16 protein-coding genes are annotated in these 18,536 nt (G+C 61.8%); 8 read left to right on the top strand and 8 right to left on the bottom strand.

Annotated elements, in window-relative coordinates:
- Nucleotides 1-18: 18 nt before the first annotated feature.
- Complete coding sequence (locus M6D32_RS16265; RefSeq protein WP_298257979.1) at nt 19-588, bottom strand: hypothetical protein; 570 nt, start codon at nt 586-588, stop codon at nt 19-21.
- Nucleotides 564-1,256, bottom strand: coding sequence for a hypothetical protein (locus tag M6D32_RS16260; RefSeq protein WP_298257977.1), 693 nt, complete (start codon nt 1,254-1,256; stop codon nt 564-566). Before M6D32_RS16260 ends, M6D32_RS16265 begins: the two co-directional genes overlap by 25 nt.
- 205 nt (nt 1,257-1,461) lie before the next feature.
- Between M6D32_RS16260 and thrS the strand changes: the two genes are divergently transcribed.
- Both thrS and M6D32_RS16250 read left to right on the top strand, forming a co-directional pair.
- A complete protein-coding gene (gene thrS, locus M6D32_RS16255; protein ID WP_298257972.1) occupies nt 1,462-3,510 on the top strand; it encodes a threonine--tRNA ligase in 2,049 nt (682 codons plus the stop codon).
- An 86-nt stretch (nt 3,511-3,596) separates the two neighbouring features.
- Nucleotides 3,597-4,160: a nitroreductase gene (locus M6D32_RS16250; protein WP_298257970.1), complete on the top strand. Its 564-nt coding sequence runs from the start codon at nt 3,597-3,599 to the stop codon at nt 4,158-4,160.
- A 74-nt stretch (nt 4,161-4,234) separates the two neighbouring features.
- Here the strand turns inward: M6D32_RS16250 and M6D32_RS16245 are convergent, their stop codons facing one another.
- Nucleotides 4,235-5,290: a hypothetical protein gene (locus M6D32_RS16245; protein ID WP_298257968.1), complete on the bottom strand. Its 1,056-nt coding sequence runs from the start codon at nt 5,288-5,290 to the stop codon at nt 4,235-4,237.
- Nucleotides 5,291-5,535: 245 nt separating this feature from the next.
- On the opposite strand from M6D32_RS16245, the gene M6D32_RS16240 reads away from it, so the two are divergent.
- A complete protein-coding gene (locus tag M6D32_RS16240) occupies nt 5,536-6,594 on the top strand; it encodes a patatin-like phospholipase family protein (protein ID WP_298258086.1) in 1,059 nt (352 codons plus the stop codon).
- A gap of 15 nt (nt 6,595-6,609) precedes the next feature.
- Here M6D32_RS16240 and M6D32_RS16235 read toward each other — a convergent pair whose 3' ends face one another.
- Nucleotides 6,610-7,038, bottom strand: coding sequence for a CBS domain-containing protein (locus tag M6D32_RS16235; RefSeq protein ID WP_298257966.1), 429 nt, complete (start codon nt 7,036-7,038; stop codon nt 6,610-6,612).
- 364 nt (nt 7,039-7,402) lie between these two features.
- Entirely contained in the window at nt 7,403-8,200 is a 798-nt protein-coding gene (locus M6D32_RS16230) for a rhomboid family intramembrane serine protease (protein ID WP_298257964.1), read from the bottom strand.
- Nucleotides 8,201-8,367: 167 nt separating this feature from the next.
- Between M6D32_RS16230 and M6D32_RS16225 the strand changes: the two genes are divergently transcribed.
- From M6D32_RS16225 to M6D32_RS16210, 4 genes are all read left to right on the top strand, one after another.
- Nucleotides 8,368-9,423, top strand: coding sequence for a substrate-binding domain-containing protein (locus M6D32_RS16225; protein ID WP_298257962.1), 1,056 nt, complete (start codon nt 8,368-8,370; stop codon nt 9,421-9,423).
- 48 nt (nt 9,424-9,471) lie between these two features.
- Nucleotides 9,472-11,016, top strand: coding sequence for a sugar ABC transporter ATP-binding protein (locus M6D32_RS16220; RefSeq protein ID WP_298257960.1), 1,545 nt, complete (start codon nt 9,472-9,474; stop codon nt 11,014-11,016).
- A 6-nt stretch (nt 11,017-11,022) separates the two neighbouring features.
- Nucleotides 11,023-12,150 (top strand): ABC transporter permease, encoded by a 1,128-nt coding sequence (locus tag M6D32_RS16215; protein WP_298257958.1) that lies wholly within the window; start codon nt 11,023-11,025, stop codon nt 12,148-12,150.
- Nucleotides 12,151-12,534: 384 nt separating this feature from the next.
- Entirely contained in the window at nt 12,535-13,089 is a 555-nt protein-coding gene (locus M6D32_RS16210) for a PAS domain-containing protein (protein ID WP_298257956.1), read from the top strand.
- Nucleotides 13,090-13,440: 351 nt separating this feature from the next.
- Here M6D32_RS16210 and M6D32_RS16205 read toward each other — a convergent pair whose 3' ends face one another.
- From M6D32_RS16205 to M6D32_RS16195, 3 genes are all read right to left on the bottom strand, one after another.
- A complete protein-coding gene (locus M6D32_RS16205) occupies nt 13,441-14,637 on the bottom strand; it encodes an NAD(P)/FAD-dependent oxidoreductase (RefSeq protein WP_298257954.1) in 1,197 nt (398 codons plus the stop codon).
- A gap of 239 nt (nt 14,638-14,876) precedes the next feature.
- Nucleotides 14,877-16,052, bottom strand: a complete 1,176-nt coding sequence (locus tag M6D32_RS16200) for an OpgC domain-containing protein (protein WP_298257952.1) — start codon at nt 16,050-16,052, stop codon at nt 14,877-14,879.
- Nucleotides 16,053-16,168: 116 nt separating this feature from the next.
- On the bottom strand, nt 16,169-17,320 hold the full coding sequence (locus tag M6D32_RS16195; RefSeq protein ID WP_298257950.1) for a zinc-binding dehydrogenase: 1,152 nt from the start codon (nt 17,318-17,320) through the stop codon (nt 16,169-16,171).
- 85 nt (nt 17,321-17,405) lie between these two features.
- On the opposite strand from M6D32_RS16195, the gene M6D32_RS16190 reads away from it, so the two are divergent.
- A partial coding sequence (locus tag M6D32_RS16190) for an MFS transporter (RefSeq protein ID WP_298257948.1) occupies nt 17,406-18,536 on the top strand: 1,131 nt, incomplete at its 3' end.

Genomic DNA, 18,536 nt, shown 5'->3' with positions numbered 1-18,536 from the left:
ACTATTCCGCCGCAGCCGCTATTTTGCGGCCGCATCCCGGACGGCCACGGGCTTGCCCGGCGGACAGGTTGGCAGCAGGGTGTCAACGGCACGCGACAGGCCCTCGGTCGACAGCCCCGTGTGCGTGGCTTGCCGTCCGTCCGACGTCTGTGACGATTCAATCAACTCGAACTGCGGTTGCGCGGCGAGTTCATCGACGGCTGTGCGTTTCATGCGCGCGCCCCAGAACTCGGCGCCGCCCGCCTTTGCGTTGATCTGCGTGAAATAAAGCGGCACAGCCGCCGCATCGGTGATCGCCACGGCGGGAAAGACCGACTTGGTGGCGGGGCGCTGGACGTCGAGCTCGAACTGCTCGTTGCTCACGCAGATCAGCCGCCATTGCAACAGCCGGTAGGCGCTATCGCCTTCGATCTTCCCGGACGCGACCATGCCGACCATGCTGCGTCCGCCATTCTCGAACTGCCACGGTGTCTCGACATGCTCTCGCCGATCGATTCCGAAACGGATGATCTCTTCGCGGGAGAGCACGTGCACATCCTCGAATTTCACGGTGCTCACAAGCTTCAATAAACCGGTATCGGCGCCCATGCGCGCAAATAGCTCGCCAGCAGGCCATTGGAGCGCTCCTGCCCTCGCCGCGCCGCGGCGGCGAGCATCGCGGCCGTCGGCACGACGCCGAGGAATTGCGTGACCACTTTCGCCGAATGCACCCCAAGCGTGGCGTCCGGCGCAATCTCGCGGGTGGACGCACCGAGCAGAAAATAAGGACAGGCCGAATTGCAGATCGCGTTACGGGTCCAGAGATCGCCGGTGAGCTGGCGGCTCGACTGCTTGAGCTTGAGGCAGACCTCGCTGTCCTGCGCCTCGAACCCGCACTCCGTCGCGACCGTGCGAGCGACCCGCACGACCGCAGGCTTTGCATGCAGGAACGTTCCCATGGCGAGCGCCTGCTCGAGATTGCCGCCGGGCGAAGTAATGTAGATCGGAAGATTGCGATCTCTCAGAGGTTTGAAGAATTTGCGAAACCGCGCCGCCGCACCGCCATCGATCTGGCCCTCGATCGCGATCCAGCTATCGCAGCCGCTGCCGCATGAATCGGGCGCGCCCTTGGCAACATAGAAGACGACGGGATGTGACAGCAATGGCCGGATCGCCGGTCGAACTCGCGCGGCTTCGGCGGAGTGCACGACCGCTTGCGCCACCGCCGGTCCGCATACCAGCACGAACAAGGCAGCGAGAACGGTACGCAGCGTCATGGAGACCCCAGGAATTCCAGCCTCGGGGAGGAACGCCAACGAGCTTCCACTGTCAAGAGGTCGCGCCCAACCCTGGGGTGAACTGTGCGCGATCACGAGATTTTCTTGATATTGCCGGATTGCAGCGTCCGAATCGCCTGCTATACCCGTTTCCATTCCCGCTTACCTGCGCTCGTTCGCAGGAGTGAGCCTTGAGGAGACGACCATGTCGGACAAGAATGCTCCCGCGCCTGCTTTTCAATACAGCATCACCAATTTGAAGCCGGCCGAGCCCGTGCAAAAAGTCACCCTCACCTTTCCCGACGGCGCCAAACGCGAATATCCCAGGAGCACGACGGGATTGGATGTTGCCAAGGGCATCTCGCCTTCGCTCGCCAAGCGCACGGTAGCGATGGCGCTGGATGGCACCCTTGCCGATCTCAACGACGCAATCGAAGCCGATGCAAAGATCGAGCTGGTCTCGCGCGAAGATCCGCGCGCGCTCGAACTGATCCGCCACGACGCCGCGCATGTGCTTGCGGAAGCCGTGCAGTCGCTGTGGCCGGGAACGCAGGTGACGATCGGACCTGTGATCGAAAACGGCTTCTATTACGATTTCTTCCGCAACGAGCCGTTCACGCCGGAAGATTTCGCGGCGATCGAAAAGAAAATGCGCGAGATCATCGCACGCGACAAACCCTTCACCAAGGAAGTCTGGGACCGCGAGAAGACCAAGCAGGTGTTCCGCGACAAGGGCGAAAACTTCAAGGTCGAACTGGTCGACGCCATTCCCGGCAGCGAGCCGATCAAGATCTATTTCCAGGGCGACTGGTTCGATCTGTGCCGCGGTCCGCACATGACCTCGACCGGCAAGATCGGAGGCGCCTTCAAATTGATGAAGGTCGCGGGCGCCTACTGGCGCGGCGATTCCAACAATCCGATGCTGACCCGCATCTACGGCACCGCCTTCGCCAAGCAGGACGAGCTCGACGCTTATCTCAAGCAGATCGAGGAAGCGGAGAAACGCGACCACCGCAAGTTGGGGCGCGAACTCGATCTCTTCCACTTCCAGGAGGAAGGTCCGGGCGTGGTGTTCTGGCACCCGAAAGGCTGGACGATTTTCCAGGCGCTGATCGCCTACATGCGCCGCCGCCTCACCGGCGACTATAGCGAGGTCAATGCGCCGCAAATCCTCGACAAGGTGCTGTGGGAGACATCCGGCCACTGGGACTGGTATCGCGAGAACATGTTTGCCGCGCAGTCCGCCGGTGACGAGGCCGAGGACAAGCGCTGGTTTGCGCTCAAGCCGATGAACTGCCCGGGCCATGTGCAGATCTTCAAGCATGGTCTGAAGAGCTACCGCGACCTGCCTTTGCGGCTGGCGGAATTCGGCGTCGTCCATCGCTACGAGCCGTCGGGCGCGATGCACGGCCTCATGCGAGTGCGCGGCTTCACCCAGGACGATGCGCATGTATTCTGCACCGAGGCGCAGCTTGCGGAAGAGTGTCTCAAGATCAACGAACTGATCCTGTCGACCTATGCCGACTTCGGCTTCGAAGGCGAACTAACAATCAAGCTCTCGACGCGCCCGGAAAAGCGCGTCGGCACCGACGAGATGTGGGACCATGCCGAGCGCGTGATGGCGACGGTCTTGAGCGAGATCGAAGCCAACAGCCACAACCAGCGCATCAAGACATCGATCAATCCGGGCGAAGGCGCGTTCTACGGACCGAAGTTCGAATACGTGCTGCGCGATGCCATCGGCCGCGACTGGCAGTGCGGCACCACGCAGGTCGACTTCAACCTGCCCGAACGCTTTGGCGCGTTTTACATCGATGCCGACGGCTCGAAGAAGGCGCCTGTCATGGTGCACCGGGCGATCTGCGGCTCGATGGAGCGCTTCCTCGGCATCCTGATCGAGCACTACGCCGGCAACTTCCCGCTCTGGCTGGCGCCGATCCAGGCGGTCGTCACCACCATCACCTCCGAAGGCGACGAGTACGCCAAGGTGGTCGCTGCCGCCGCGCGGCGTGCCGGCTTGCGGGTCGAGATCGACCTGCGCAACGAGAAGATCAACTACAAGGTCCGCGAGCATTCGCTGGCGAAGATCCCGGCGCTGCTCGTCGTCGGCAAGAAGGAAGCCGAGACGCATTCAGTCTCGGTGCGCCGGTTTGGCAGCGATGGGCAGAAGGTGATGACGACGGATGAGGCGATCGCCGCACTCGTTGATGAGGCGACGCCGCCGGACGTGAAGCGGGCGCGGTCGGTCGCCTGATTTTCATAATCGCTCTAAAGGCGCTTTCGCCGACATGGCGGCGCGCCTATCTCTCCCGGTACGACCACCACCATTTGAGGACCTTTGTGCCCGACGCCATCGAGCTTCTGAAAACCCGCCGTTCGGTCAAGCCGCGCGAGATGAGCGGTCCCGGCCCCTCTCCATCCGAGCTGGACACGATCCTGACCATCGGCGCGCGGGTGCCCGATCATGGCAAGCTCTCGCCGTGGCGCTTCATCATCTTCGAAGGCGATGCACGCCTTCGCGCCGGCGAGGTCATCGCCAGCGTTTTTGCGAAGAAAAATCCAAATGCTTCGCCTGCCGATATCGAGATCGAGAAACGGCGTCTGACCGACGCGCCGCTCGTGATCGGCGTCGTCAGTCTGACCAGGCAGCATCCCAAGGTGCCGCCATGGGAGCAGGAATTGTCCGCCGGCGCGAGCGCGATGAACATCGTCACGGCCGCGACCGCACTCGGTTATGGTGCGTGCTGGCTCACGGGGTGGTTTGCCTTCGACCGCGACGTGCTCGATGGGCTCGGCTTGAAAGCGGACGAAAAACTCGCCGGCCTCATTCATATCGGCAAAGTGGCCAAGCCAAACGAGGATCGGCCGCGACCTGTGCTGTCGGATATCGTCACGCGGTTTTAGGCACCTTATCCTGAAGGAGCGCGTAACGCGCGACTTGAAGGATGGCGCACCGTGACAGCGCATCTCGCTCGATATCAGTGCGCGACGACTTCGACCTCGCCATCAACGCCGTTAACAACGTTGAAGGACCGCTCGTAAACCTTGCCTTCGTTCTTGGCGATGGCGCGGTATTCGCCTTCCGACAACACGACGCGCGGAAACGCGCCGATCGATTCCTTGATCACATCGCCACCGGGTGTGATCACCGACCATGCCGTATTGGCGAGCGCCTCGCCGCCGTGGTCGCTCACGAGCTTTAGCGTGATGACGGCCGCGCGATGGGTGACGGTGACGTCGGTCAGTTTGCTGGCCTGGACGCGGATATCAGAGCGCACCACCGAATTGGCGTCACCATAGTTGGACGTGATGTAGTACGTTCCCTCGGGGAGCAGCACGATATCGCCTGGCGACACGCTGGGTACGAGCGGTGCATGCTCGCCGCCTTCGAACTGGCTACCCTTGTAGATCGCGAACGAAACCTGGTTCTGCGGAATCTTCGAGCCGCCGACGCGGCCTTCGAGGCGCAGACCGCCCGCGGGAAGAATGAAGGATTCGCGATCGGTCTCCGCCTTCAGCGTCACCGGCCGCACGGCGCTGACAAGGCCAAGCGCGACATGGATCACGTACTTGCCGGGTGGCAGCACGATGGTCGGCGAAGCGTTGCGGTCTTCGCGGACCATCTTCATGTTGCCGGCCTCATCCGGCTTGTCGGAAAAAATGCGCCACACCAGCCCGCCGGTGACGGTGGGAAGGTCCTTGCCGAAACGCGCCGTCAGCGCCAGCACGGCCTGGCTCGGCGGCGCGATGCTTGCGGGAGCAGCCGCCGGCGGCAGCGCCGCGACGGAAGGCGGCGCAGCCAATGGCGGCGGCAGGTTGGGGACTGACGCCGGACCGGAGGACGGTGCCAGGTTCATCGCAGGTCCGGCCGGCACGTCGGGAACGGACGCCGGAGGCACCGGTGGCGGTCTGTCGCTGAATAATTGCGCCGAAACGGGGGCGCTGGCGGCCACCCCCAAAAGCAAGGCAAAAGCGGGCAGCAGACGCGAACGTCCTCGCCCCGACCCGCCGCCATCCTGCCTGCCCCGTCTCATCACCGATGCTTTTCACTGAAAACGCGGCGAATTCAAGCCTGCAGTGGCTTGACCGGAGAGATACGGAACTGGCGCGAGGAACCCCTGTTACACTTTCGGATCAGCCGCGGTCTTGTCACAATCTCACCCCAGCCCCCGGCATAAACCATGCTCGCTGGCCATTCTGGCGCGCGCGGCGATCTGGCGATAGCCTTCCTGCGCCCCGAATGGCCGCCCGAAGTTTCGCCGAAGGAGATAGCGCAGTGTTGGATAGTTGGATCGGGCGGGGCCAAGACAGCGGACAAATCCGGGACAAAACGGCTGGCCGGCGCCCGGTCATCGGTCTGGTGCTTGGCGGCGGCGCCGCGCGCGGTTTCGCCCATATCGGTATCGTCCGGACCCTGAGCGCCTACGGCATCGTCCCCAACGTGGTGGTCGGCACCTCGATCGGGGCCGTGATCGGCGGAGCCTTTGCGGCAGGGCATCTCGACACCCTGGAAACATGGGCGCGGAGCTTGCAGCCGCGAAGTGTCCTTTCCTACCTCGACCTCAAGCTCAACGGCTCGGGCCTGATCGGCGGTGACAAGCTCGCCGCAGAACTCGAGACTTCCCTCGGCGAGACCCTGATCGAGGATCTGCCGCTGAAATTCGCAACGGTCGCAACCGAGGTCCGCACCGGACATGAAACCTGGGTGACCCACGGCCGCATCGTCGACGCGATGCGCGCCTCCTATGCGCTGCCCGGCATCTTTTCGCCCGTTCTGATCGGCGATCGCTGGCTGGTCGATGGCGCGCTCGTCAATCCGGTGCCGGTGTCGGCCGCGCGCGCGCTGGGCGCCGAAATCGTGATCGCCGCCAATCTCTCAAGCGACATCTTCACCCATTCGACCACGATCTATTCGCATGGCGCTTCCGCCGTCGCGCAAGAGGTGCCGGCCGAGCCGGCACCGCCACGGCGCGGAATTCGCAAGTTCTTTTCGGCGGAACGCGCGGTCAAACGGGAGTTTTTCGGCGGCGGCGGACGGCCGGGCATTTCCTCGGTCATGGTCGATGCCTTCAACATCATGCAGGACCGGATCACCCGGGCGCGCCTGGCCGGCGACCCGCCTGACCTCCTGATCACACCCCGAATAGGCCAGATCGGCTGGTTTGATTTTCACCGCGCCGACGAATTGATCGCCCATGGCGCGCGCGCCGCCGAACGCGCCATGGCTTCGATCCAGGAAGTGATCGATGTTCTGGCGCCGGCCACTCCCGCCACTACCAGCGACAAGGCCACCAGCGACAACATTACCGGCAGGGACGCGCTCGACGGAGCGTCCTGAGTGGCCGTCTCTACATTAGGCCGTCTTGATGTATTCGCGCAGCGCTTCCTGCTCGTGCTCGTATTCCTGCACGCGCCATTTGACGACGTCGCCGATCGAGATCAGGCCGACCACCCGCTCGCCATCGACAACCGGCAGATGACGGAATTTTCCGCGCGTCATCGTCTCCATGATCGCGCTGACCGTGTCGGACTGCTTGCAGCTGACGACCTTGCGCGTCATCACCGCACTGACGGGTTCATCGAGAACGGACGCCCCCCGTCCGCCGAGCACGCGCACGATGTCACGCTCCGACAGGATGCCCTCGATCCGGCCGGCACTCATGACAAGCACGGCGCCGATCTTGCGTTCACCCAGCATCCTTACCGCGTCCGAGAGCTTTGCGCTCGGCTCGATGCTCGTGATCTGATGACCCTTGGTATCGAGAATTGCACGTACCGTCATTGTCGCCTCCTTGAAGCCGATCGCGCCCTTCAAAAGCGAGCGCGCTCTTTATTCATTTGAGTCTTCAAACAACAGCGTTGCGCCGCTTTGGTTGCGGGGGGCGCGCTAGTGCCCACTTTCCGAAGTTCGTGCTCCATCGCAGCACCCACCTTCACGAACTTCGGAAAGTCATGGGCACTAGCATGCTTATTGATTCTAGTACCGCTTTATCGATCTGAAGTCCCTGATCGAATTCGCCGCTTGTGGCGCAGGGACTTCAGATCGGCGGTACTAGTGTCCCGATTCCGAAGTTCGACCCAGGCCGTGCCGCATGTCACAAATGATGGATGAAATCGTCCCGCCCCGCAAGCGAGGCACACAAAAATCAGATCGGCCCCTGCGCATCTGCAACATCGGGCGGCGGACGCGGAACCGGATCGAACAGCGAAAACAGCAGAAGGCCCGCCATAAAACCGCCGATATGCGCTTCCCAAGCGACGTTGGCGCCTTCCATGCCGATCCCAATCGACCCCATGCCGAAAATAATGTTGACGCCGAACCAGACGGCAAGGAAAGCGAGCACGCGGCGGTCGCGTAGCGCCTGCCAGAGGGACTGCGCGGGCACCTTGGCGGCGCGGTCCGCATCGCCCCTGCTGAAAGAAAGAAAACTGCCACGCACGAATGCGAAGCGGATGCTGGCCGCCATAGTGCCTGAGACGGAGGCGGAAGCGCCGATCATCGGCGCGAGCTCATGCTCGTGCGAGATCAGATAGGCGAGTGCACCGGCCGCTGCCGTAACCGCCATGAAGACAAAGAAACGGACCGCGCCGAAACGCCGCGCCAGCGCGCTGCCGAATGGCAGAAGCCACAGCACGTTGAAGCCGATATGGCTGAGATTGGCGTGCAGCAGGGAATAGGTCACGAAGGTCCAGTACTTGGCACCCTCCCCGCCCGGAAAAGCGTCCACCAGCAACGTCGCGTCATAACGCTTGGGGATGAATCCGAAAGCAATGATAACCCAGTTATTGAACTCTTGCGGCAACAGCACCCGCAGGTGAATGACCGCCAGCAGGAGGATGTAGGCGGTCAATGCGCCCGGCAGCGTCAATAGCGGCTCGCGTCGGCGGGACGGCGGTAGCTGCGGCAAGGTTTCCGGCGGTGGTTGTTCGGGTGTGGATTCCAAGAGTTTGCGACCTCAAAGCGGCAGCTTTTCGAGCGATGCGCCCCATTAGAGGGTTTTGCTTCGAAGTGGAAGCCGGTGCAGGAACTTCAAATGGGCGGCGCTAACCGTTATCCTGATCGAGCAAGAGCCGGAATGTTGGCAAATGGGCCGCACGGGGGAGAAACACCATGGATTTTCACCGCAGATTGATCCTCCGCGGCCTGGCGTTGGCGCCCGCGGCGCTTCTCGCCGCTTGGGTCAACCCGGCCTGCGCCGCCGGCAAGGTGAAAATCGGCTTTCTCCTGAAGACCATGCAGGAGGAGCGCTATCAGCGCGACAAGGCCGCCTTCTTTGCCAAGGCCAAGGCACTGGGCGCTGAGGTCATTTTCGATTCCGCCAACAACGATGAGCAGGCGCAGCTTGCCGCCTTCGAGAACATGCTGTCGCGGGGGGCGCAGGCGATCGTGCTGCAGCCGGTCAATACCGGCACGGCCGGCAGTATGGTCACCTCGGCCCACAGGAGCGGCGTGAAGGTCGTCGGCTATGACGCCATGCTGGTGAACGGCCCGCTCGATGCCATGGTGATGCAGGACAGCTGGGCCGTCGGCAAGCTTCAGGCCGAAGCCATGGTGGCATGGCTCAAGGCCAAATACGGATCGGTCAAAGGCAACGTCGTGCTCATTCGCGGCCAACCCGGCGATTCCAACGCCAACACCATGTCGAGCGGCGTTCTCGAGGTGCTCAAGGCCAACCCCGAGTTGAAGCTTGTCGCCGACCAATCGCACGAGGGATGGTCGCCCGACAAGGCGATGGCGACGACCGAAAATCTCCTGACCAAGACCGGCAACAAGATCGACGCGATCATCTGCAACAACTCCGGCATGGCGCGCGGCGTCATTGCCGCGCTCGACGCCCAGGGGCTCGCCAGCGCAGAGAAGGTGTTCGTCGCCGGGTCCGACGCCGATCTCGTCAACATCCAGTATATCGCGCAAGGCAAGCAGGCGGTGGACATCTGGAAGAAGATCGATCCGTTGGCGGAAACCGCGGTCGAGATCGCCGTGAAGCTCGCCACCAATCCGGACAAAGACCCGAAAACGCTGGTCAAGGCCGACCGCATGATCAACAACGGCACCGTCGACGTGCCGACGCTGGTGACGCCGGTCGTGCTCGTCGACAAGAAAAATCTGGACTCGACGATCATCGCGGAAGGATTCTACACCCACAAGCAGGTCTACGGAAACTGACCTCCATACCCGTAAGCGGAATGACGGGAATTGTCTGAGCCGATGCGCATGTCCGACGTCGTCCTGAAGATGGAGCACATCGTCAAGGAGTTTCCGGGCGTAAGAGCCCTCGACGACGTCCATTTCGAGGCCCGCGCGGGCGAAGTTCTGGCGCTGATGGGCGAGAACGGTGCTGGAAAGTCGACGCTGATGAAGGTGCTCGGCGGCGTCTGGCCGTATCCCACCTACCAGGGCGATATCTTCATTCACGGCGAGAGACGGCAGTTTCGCAATCCCCGTGACGCCATGGACGCCGGCATCGCCGTCATCCATCAGGAACTCAACCTGCTTGCCGAGCTCTCCGTCGCCGAGAATATCTTTCTCGACAATCAACCGCTCAACCGGTTTGGCGCCATCGATTGGCGAAAGCTGAACGACGACGCTGCCGCCCTGCTCGCCGAACTGGGGCTCATCGACGTCAGGCCGACCGACAAGGTAAAGCACATCGCGGTCGGCAAGCAGCAGATGGTCGAGATCGCCAAGGCGCTGTCGAAGCGCGCCCGGATCCTTATTCTCGACGAGCCGACATCGGCGCTGTCGGACAAGGAAGTCACCGAACTTTTTCGCGTGATCGGCAAACTGCGGCAGGACGGCGTGTGCCTTTGCTACATCTCGCACAAGATGGAAGAAATTGCGCAGATTGCCGATCGCATCGTGGTCCTGCGCGACGGCCGCACGATCGGCGAGCCAATCGCGATTCCCGACATCACGCTCGAACAGATCATCGCCAGAATGGTCGGCCGCGAACTGACGGAAATGTATCCGGCAAGCTCGCGCCAGCGCGGCGAAAAGATTCTGGAAGTCAGAAATCTTGGCGTCGATCATCCTTCCCTGCCCGGCGCGCGCAAGATCGCGGACGTTTCGTTTTCAGCCTGTCGCGGCGAGATCCTCGGCCTTTGCGGTCTGATGGGGTCAGGCCGGACCACGCTTGCGTCGGTGATCTTCGGCGCCCTTCCCCATGCGACCCACGGCGAGGTGCTGGTCGAGGGCAAAAAGACCGACATCCGTTCGCCCGCCGACGCGATTGCCAGCGGAATCGCGCTTCTCACCGAAGACCGCAAGGCGCTCGGCCTGTTCCTGGATCAGCCGATCACCTTCAACACCACGATTTCGTCGCTACAAACGATCAGCTCGCCGCCGATCGGTTTCATCGACAAGAGCCGGGAATATACGCTGACCGAACATTATATCGGTCAGCTCGGTGTGAAGGCGTCCAGCGCCGACGCCCTCGTCGGAACGCTCTCGGGCGGCAATCAGCAAAAGATCCTGCTCGCGCGCTGGCTCAATGCAGGCCCGAAGATCTTCATCCTGGACGAACCGACCCGCGGCATCGATATCGGCGCCAAGGTCGAAATCCACAAGCTGCTGGACCGGCTCGCCGGACAAGGCGTGGCGATCGTCATCATCTCCTCAGAGCTCGACGAACTGCTCGGCATGAGCGACCGGATTCTGGTGATGAAAGAGGGGCGCATTGTCTCGGAATTCACGAAGGCGAATGCGAGCCGCGAAGCGGTCATGGAATGGGCGGCCGGTGCGCGCCGCGTGGAGAAATAGGACATCATGCACGGCAATCCAGCGCTTCGATTCATCAGGGCCAACGCGACGTTGATTGCGCTGGTGGTGCTGACATTGGCGCTCGCGCTCGCCGACCCTACCTTTTCCACCGCGCGCAACCTGAGCAACGTGGCACGCCAGGTCACCGTCGTCGGCATCATCGGTGTCGGCATGACGATGGTGATCCTGATCGCCGGCATCGATCTGTCGGTCGGCTCGGTTGTCGGCGTCGCCGCAGTCGTGGTGACGCTATTGATGCAATACGGGCTTGCGGCCTGGATCGCGGGCCCGGTCACGCTTGCGGTCGTCGGCGGCGCTATCGGGCTCTGGAACGGTTTCTGGATCGCGCATTACCGCATCCCGCCCTTCATCATCACGCTCGGCATGCTGACGATCGGGCGCGGTGCGGCGTTGTCGCTGTCGAACGGCAGCTCCATTCCGGTCGCCGATCGCTCCTTTGCCTTCCTTGGCAGCGGCCATATTCCGCCATTGCCGACGCTGGCGCTTCTCGCAATCGCGGCGCTGGCTGGCCTTTATGTCCTCGCCACACGTTGGCGCGGGGTCAGGAAAAAGGGCGTCCCGCACCTCGAAAGAGACCTGCCCGGAATCCTCGCCGCGGCAGCGGGTCTCTTGCTCGCGGCTTATGTGTTCGGAACCAGTGACGGCCTTCCCGTGCCGGTCGCGATCTTTGTCGTGATCGCCGCCGTTGCGATCTTCGTCCTCGGACACACCCGGTTCGGCCGCAGACTTTATGCGCTTGGTGGCAATGAGGAAGCGGCGCGCCTCTCCGGCATCAATGTCTATGCGACAAAGATCGTCGTCCACGTCACGGTGTCGCTGCTCTCGGCGCTGTCGGGCATTTTGCTGGCGTCACGTTTGAACGGCGCCTCGCCCAATCTCGGCAGCATGTTCGAACTGGACGCCATTGCCGCGGTGGTGATCGGCGGCACCAGCCTCGCCGGCGGCTCGGGCACGATCGGCGGCACCATCATCGGCGCGCTGATCATCGGCGTCTTGAACAACGGCATGAGCCTGCTCGGCATCTCATCGTTCTACCAGTTGATCATCAAGGGCCTGATCATCAGCCTCGCCGTCTGGTTCGACGTTCTGCAGAAGAAGAACTGGAAGGCTTAAGCGGACGCGCCTGCAAATAAATAGGGAGGGCTTCTGAGAAAAGCCCTCCCTCGATAGACGCTGGCCTTACATTGTCTGGGGGCACCTGGGGTTTTATCCCCACCCTTCCCCGCGCAAAGCGGCCAATCTGTTCGACGCCTCGTCTCTTTGCCGGGTTCTGGAGAAAACCCGGCGAAGGTATCTGACGGGTGAGAGCTTAGGCAGGCTGATCGGCGGCGCCAAGCCGATCGTTAATTTAACGTTAACGCTACAATCCCCGTCCCGAACGCTGCTTCGGCATGGACGCTGCAAAGCCCTTTCTGCACAACAAAACCGGGGTCCGCGCATGCGCGAAAGCGGGACAGAAATGTCCCATCCGCAGCCGGCACGGAGCGAGGACAGGACATGAAGCATCCGTCAAATCGGCAATTCTTTGCATATTGGGACGAAAAACGGGGCGATTCCCGCGCGCCGGACCGCAGCGACTTCAAACCCGACGCGGTGCGGGAACTGCTCGGCGATATCTTTGTGTTGGCCTGCGATGAGGCCAGCCGCTTTCCGTTCCGCGTGGCGGGAACGCGGCTTAGCGCCCTGCTCGGCCGCGATCTGAAAGACCAGAGCTTTCCCGAGCTGTTCGGACCGGAGAGCAGCCGCGACATCAAGGACGTCATCACGGCGGTGACGGAGGACATGCTACCGGCCATCGCCGGCATCACCGCAGCCTCCGATCAGGGGGCGATCCATCTTGAATTGCTGCTGTTGCCCTTCAATCAGCGCGCCCACGTACCGATGAGCCTCACAGGATTGCTTGCGCCGTTCGAGAGCGGACATAGCAACTTGAAGGACTTCAAGCTGACCTCGTGGCGCTATCTCCATCCGCCGGCCGAGCGGCTCGTCCCGCGCGCTTTACGCAAATTGAAGCTGGCGCGCGGGCTGATGGTCTATGAGGGCCTGCGTTAGTGGAGGGATTTGACATCGCTACCCGTTGAGCCGCTATTCGGTAAGCGATTGTTGAAATCTTGAACTCCACCTAACGTCTCGACTCTGACATTCGTATCATATCGCGGCAGGCACTTTTACGGATGTCAAAACCAACGGGACACCAGCAACTGCACGATTCTAGAGCGCCGATTCCGAAGTTTTCAAACCATCGCGGCGACCCCTGATGCGAATTTCGGAATCAAAGGACTCGATAGCGGCCGGGAAACGGACATCGCCGGACTTCGCATGTGGGTCGAGAGCAGACCAACGCCCAGTTTGCAAGATCGACTTGGTCGAAAACACTTCTGCCCGCTCGGCTGGAAATCGCCTTTAGGCGAGCAATCGAGCGATATTTTCAGGATTAAAAACATTCTTGGCGGGCGTGTTCCCCGCAAGAACGTCCATGAACTGCACGGTGTCTTGCTCGGACTGAGCAATCCTCGCGTAAATCGGCATTGCGGAGGCCTGCTCTTTGAGACTGGCGGCTTTGACGGTGTAGCTGAAAATCGGCATCGTTCGGTCGCGAAACGCCTCCTGGTAACCTAACAACGCGGTGTCAAGAGTCTCGGCATCTCGGCCAAGCCCTTCCGCGAGGGCGTCCGCCAGACATTGTGCGCCAACGAACGCATCACCGATACCCATGCCTGCAATTGGATCGCGATGGTAGGCCGCATCGCCGACAAGAGCCCAACCGACGCCAAAGCTACGACGGTAAAAATTTGGCAGCTTGGATGTCCCTCTGAAAGGCGTCACTCTCTCCGCGTCTGCCAAGCGTTCGGCGAGGCACGGCGCAGCCGCAATTACGTCGTGATAGGAATGTTCCACGTTTTTCCGATAGGTCTCCCAATCCTTGCGCGATCGCCCGGCCCAGATGCAGGTGAGCCCGTCGTGCGTAGGGAAGACGAGAATGTCTCTTCCGTCCCGTATATAAAATTCGACGCCGTTCGTGGGTACGCCTGACCAATAGGCATAGTATCCGCAGGTAAGCGATGGATATTGGATATCCGTAGCAGCGCTCGCGGCACGCGCGACCGCTGACCAGATACCATCGGCGCCGACGACGAGCGCGGCCCTGCATTCGGTGGTAGTGCCATTGCAGCCCTGCAGCTGAGCTCCGACAACACGATCGCCATCCAGCAACAACTCGCGAAACGTAACCGCATCGTGCATGTCTGCTCCCGCGTCGCGTGCAGCCTCGACGAGCAACTGGTCAAGCACGGTGCGGCGCGGAGAAAACATGATCGCAGTCCCCTCGACGGCGCTAGGCCGCCCCCTGATCGTGACGGCCCCATAATCCGCAGTAACTCGATGGATCGGCGGACAGCCCGTCGCCGCCAACTGGTCCAGCAGCCCCCATTTCGCAAGGTACGAAGTTGTCCGCGGCCACATAAAATGCGTGGAGAGGGTATCACTGGGGAAATGTGCGCGGTCGATTCCAAGAACCTTTATGCCTCTTCGCGCCAGCAACATACAAAGCGGCGCGCCAGAGCAGCGTGTCCCAACGACGAGCACATCGTATCGATTCATATCGACCCCGACGCTGTTGGAATACAACTTAGCTCGAAAAGAGAACTGCCCCGAAGAGCGCCTGATTTAGCGTCCAGTAGAGCATGAACAGGACTGAATGTGAACATAACAGGTCTGCTTTAGGTTGCATAACGGCCGACCTTGTCCTTGCCAGGCTCACGATAAGCCTGACCGCCGAGCCGTGATTCAAGATCCTGTATCGAGAGAGCGAATGATCCGTGCAGGTCTGGCGCAAGGCCTCACGCCTTGCCCGGTTCGAGTCCCACCTTGTCGCTCCGGATCTCGGCGGCATCGACGAACAGATCGGGCACCCGATCGGTGCGATCCAGCACCCATGCAATCCCGATCATCACGAGGATGCCACCGGCGCTGACCGCGAGCTGCTCCCACACGCCCCTGGTGTACTGCATCAGGATCCAGTGCGCGGCAAAGGACAGGAACACGCCGAAGCAGAAGATCGGGAGCGAATGCTGGCCGCACAGGATGACCGGTCGCAGCCATCGCTGGTTGAGCACCGCCCATCCATGTGGGACGTAGCGCGATACGATCAGCGCAATCGCCAGGAAGTGCGTGAAGCGGAGCATGTCGAGATTGGTCTTGTCGATCGGATAGATGATCTTGCCGAGCCAGGCCGGTATCCACGTCCCAAGGGTGGCGTGGTGCCAGGTCATGACGATGAGGAAGGAGAACAGGAGCCAGAGCGATGCCACCGCGAGCGCCAGGCGCGATTGGATGATCGGCCAAATTCGGTTGACGCCGCCCGTGCCGCACCAGGCCGCGAAGACGAACATCAGCTGCCAGGCGAACGGATTGAAATACCAGGTCGCGCCGGGCGGATAGGAGGCAAGGTTCAAGTCGAACTTGCGCGCGACGACATAAAGCACGATCGATCCGAGCAGCGTCAGGTTGGGCCGACGCACCATCGCCCACAGCATGAAGGGCGCGGTTGCGATCAGCACGATGAAAAGCGGCAAGACGTCGAGATTGACCGGCTTGTAGCGCAGCGTCAGCGCCTGACCGATCAGCACATCGGGGTGCAGCAGGAAATTGTGGACGTTGAATTCGTCCGCATATAGCGGATTGTCGAACTTCCGCACGGTGCGGGCGATTTGCGCCGTGAAGATCAGAAACAGCATGATGTGGGCGATGTACATCTCGATCGCCCGCTTCCACAGCCGCTTCAACGCCGCCAGAAAATGACCGGTCTTGATGATCGGGCCGTAGATGAAGCCCGCCAGATAGCCGGAGATGAAGACGAAGAACTCGGCGGCGTCGCTGAAGCCGTAATTGCGCAGCGTAAGCCAGGATACGACGTCGTGCGGGATGTGATCGAGAAAGATCATCCACAGTCCGACGCCACGGAACAGATCCAGTCTGAGATCGCGCTCGACGGATACTTTATCTTGCTCGGCCATGGTGCCTCCATCCGATGTCGGAAGTTAAAGGCGAAAACTCCAGCGTTGGTCCAACAATTCCTGTCCGTTCATTGATACCTGCCGTCCTGTCGGCGTCAATCTGGCAAGATGCCCGGTTACTCCACCAGATCCGGCCACGGCACAATGGTCGATTTCACCGTCTTCATCGCCATGGCGTCCGCAACCGCGCTGCCGATGCCCTCTTCCGAGAACGGGTAGATCGTCTGCATGTCCAGCCAGGGATATTTGTTGCGGGTGCGGTAGAGCATGTCGACGCCGAGCGGCAGGTCGTTGCCGGTGAATCCCCACGATCCCAACACGTTGAGGTCCTTGGTGCAGATGCGGTGCCAGGAAGTTTCGATCGCGCCGGCATCGGTGAATTGCCCCATCTCGACATACGTGCCGCCGTCGCGCAGCATCTCGATGCCCTCTGGGCCGGCGCTCGGATGACCCGAGCAATCCATCACGAGGTCGGCGCCAAACCCGCCGACGATGTCGCGCACGCGCTTGATGCGCTCCGCCGGTGTCGCGACTGCTTCGATATCGACGGTGGCTTCAGCCCCGAATTTTCGCGCCAGGGCCAATCGCGGCTCTTCCGGCGCACCGACGCAGATCACCCTGCCCGCGCCCATCTCCCGTGCGGCCGCGACCGCAAGAATGCCGATCGGGCCCGAGCCCTGGATCACGACGGTGTCACCCCAGGTGAATCCGCCGGCGCGCGTGGCACGGTTGAAGGCGCGGATGCAGGATGTCAGCGGCTCCGACAGCGCGCCGAGCCGCAACGACATGTCGTCAGGCAGTTTGTAGATCTTGGTGCCCGGCAGCATGTCGAGATCGACGTAGACGTATTCAGCCCAGCCGCCCCACAGATGCGGCGCTTTGTCGAAACCGAGATAGCGGCCGTAATAGACCGGCGTCAGGCATTTGTTGGCGCTCTGCGGATAGTGGATGCAGTAGTAGCAACGGCCGCACGGCATCAGCGGCGGGATCATGACTTTCGATCCCGCTTTCAGCGGCTTGCTCATGAAGTCTTCGGTGAATTCCGAGCCGACCTCGATCAGCACGCCTCCGATCTCGTGGCCGAGCGTGAACGGCCATGGCAGCGGCTTTGGCCAGTGCCCCTTGAGGATGTGCAGATCGGTGCCGCAGACGCCGCAAGCGCCGACCTTGATCAGCGCGGCCTTCTTGCCGATTTTCGGCCATGGCACGGTACGGATCACCGGCTGTGCCCCGGGGCCGTCATAGGTGCATACGCGGATCTGTTGCATCGGTTGTCCCTTCCGAACCGTGCCCAACGGAGTTTTGCCGCGTGTGCTGCAGGAGCCTCAAACGGGGGCACTGGCGAATTGTTTGATGGCATTGTTGCGGGTGTCGGGAAACGTACGTGAACTCGACGGAGATGCCAACGTCCCGTTCGAACCGTTCGAATTGCCGGCACAATTGACAGGCGCGTCGCGCATCTTCAGGCTACCCGAATTCAGATCGGGGAATGAGGCGTTGCAGAACCGTTGGACCATCCTCACCGTGCTGTTCACAGTTCGCCTCACCATGGCATTTCAGTTCCAGAGCGTCGCGGCGGTCGCCCCGCTGCTCGGACCTGCGTTCGGCGTCGGACTGGCCGATGTCGGAACATTGATCGGACTCTATTTTGCGCCTGGCGTGGCACTCGCGTTGCCGGGCGGCGCGATCGGAAGGATGTTCGGCGACAAACGAACGGTGCTTGCCGCCTTGCTCTTGATGTTGATCGGCGGCCTTGGGATGGCGCTGTCGCATTCCTGGTCCGTACAGATCGCCGGAAGGCTCGTCAGCGGCGCTGGCGGCGTCATGCTCAACGTGCAGATGACGAAGATCGTGGCCGACTGGTTTGCCGGCAAGGAAATCGCGACCGCAATGGCGATCTTTGTCAACTCATGGCCGGCCGGTATCGCGCTTTCGCTGTTGGCGCTTCCCGTTATCGGTTCCTACCACGGCATCGAGGCGGTTTATCTTGCCGTCGCAGCCGTGATCGGCGCAGCACTCGTCCTTTTTGCGCTGACCTATCGACCGCCAGCGACAGTGGCATCCGTCGCCGCGATGCCTTCCGCACGGCTTGACCGGCGGGCGACGTCCGCAGTGGTTACGGCAGGGCTGATCTGGGGACTCTTCAACATCGGCTTCGCCATGATCTTCAGTTTCGGGCCGACGATGCTGGTCGAGCACGGCTGGTCGATAACGGCCGCGGGTTCGATCATCAGCTCTGCGCTGTGGCTCGGGGTGGTCTCGGTGCCTCTCGGTGGCTTTCTCGCCGATCGCACCCGGCGGCCGTCTCTTGTGCTGACGGTCGGTTGCGTGGTGTCCGCGATGTTGATGGTTGCCCTGCCCCGTAGCAATGCGGTGATCCCCATCATCGTCGCACTTGGCATGGTCATTGGTCTGCCGGCGGGGCCGATGATGAGCCTGCCCGCGCGCGTCCTGCGGCCAGAAACGCGCGCGATCGGCATGGGC

It is taken from the genome of Bradyrhizobium sp., assembly GCF_027307225.1.
Taxonomy (GTDB): Bacteria; Pseudomonadota; Alphaproteobacteria; order Rhizobiales; family Xanthobacteraceae; genus Bradyrhizobium.
This window is presented reverse-complemented; position numbering and strand designations above follow the sequence as displayed.

What these genes read in the sequence shown, in the direction of transcription:
- M6D32_RS16220 (WP_298257960.1), top strand. Translation starts at nt 9,472, where the DNA reads ATGTCCGACGTCGTCCTGAAGATGGAGCACATCGTCAAGGAGTTTCCG.
- M6D32_RS16245 (WP_298257968.1), bottom strand. Translation starts at nt 5,290, where the DNA reads ATGAGACGGGGCAGGCAGGATGGCGGCGGGTCGGGGCGAGGACGTTCG.
- M6D32_RS16195 (WP_298257950.1), bottom strand. Translation starts at nt 17,320, where the DNA reads ATGCAACAGATCCGCGTATGCACCTATGACGGCCCCGGGGCACAGCCG.
- M6D32_RS16235 (WP_298257966.1), bottom strand. Translation starts at nt 7,038, where the DNA reads ATGACGGTACGTGCAATTCTCGATACCAAGGGTCATCAGATCACGAGC.
- M6D32_RS16225 (WP_298257962.1), top strand. Translation starts at nt 8,368, where the DNA reads ATGGATTTTCACCGCAGATTGATCCTCCGCGGCCTGGCGTTGGCGCCC.
- thrS (WP_298257972.1), top strand. Translation starts at nt 1,462, where the DNA reads ATGTCGGACAAGAATGCTCCCGCGCCTGCTTTTCAATACAGCATCACC.
- M6D32_RS16265 (WP_298257979.1), bottom strand. Translation starts at nt 588, where the DNA reads ATGGGCGCCGATACCGGTTTATTGAAGCTTGTGAGCACCGTGAAATTC.
- M6D32_RS16210 (WP_298257956.1), top strand. Translation starts at nt 12,535, where the DNA reads ATGAAGCATCCGTCAAATCGGCAATTCTTTGCATATTGGGACGAAAAA.
- M6D32_RS16215 (WP_298257958.1), top strand. Translation starts at nt 11,023, where the DNA reads ATGCACGGCAATCCAGCGCTTCGATTCATCAGGGCCAACGCGACGTTG.
- M6D32_RS16200 (WP_298257952.1), bottom strand. Translation starts at nt 16,052, where the DNA reads ATGGCCGAGCAAGATAAAGTATCCGTCGAGCGCGATCTCAGACTGGAT.
- M6D32_RS16260 (WP_298257977.1), bottom strand. Translation starts at nt 1,256, where the DNA reads ATGACGCTGCGTACCGTTCTCGCTGCCTTGTTCGTGCTGGTATGCGGA.
- M6D32_RS16205 (WP_298257954.1), bottom strand. Translation starts at nt 14,637, where the DNA reads ATGAATCGATACGATGTGCTCGTCGTTGGGACACGCTGCTCTGGCGCG.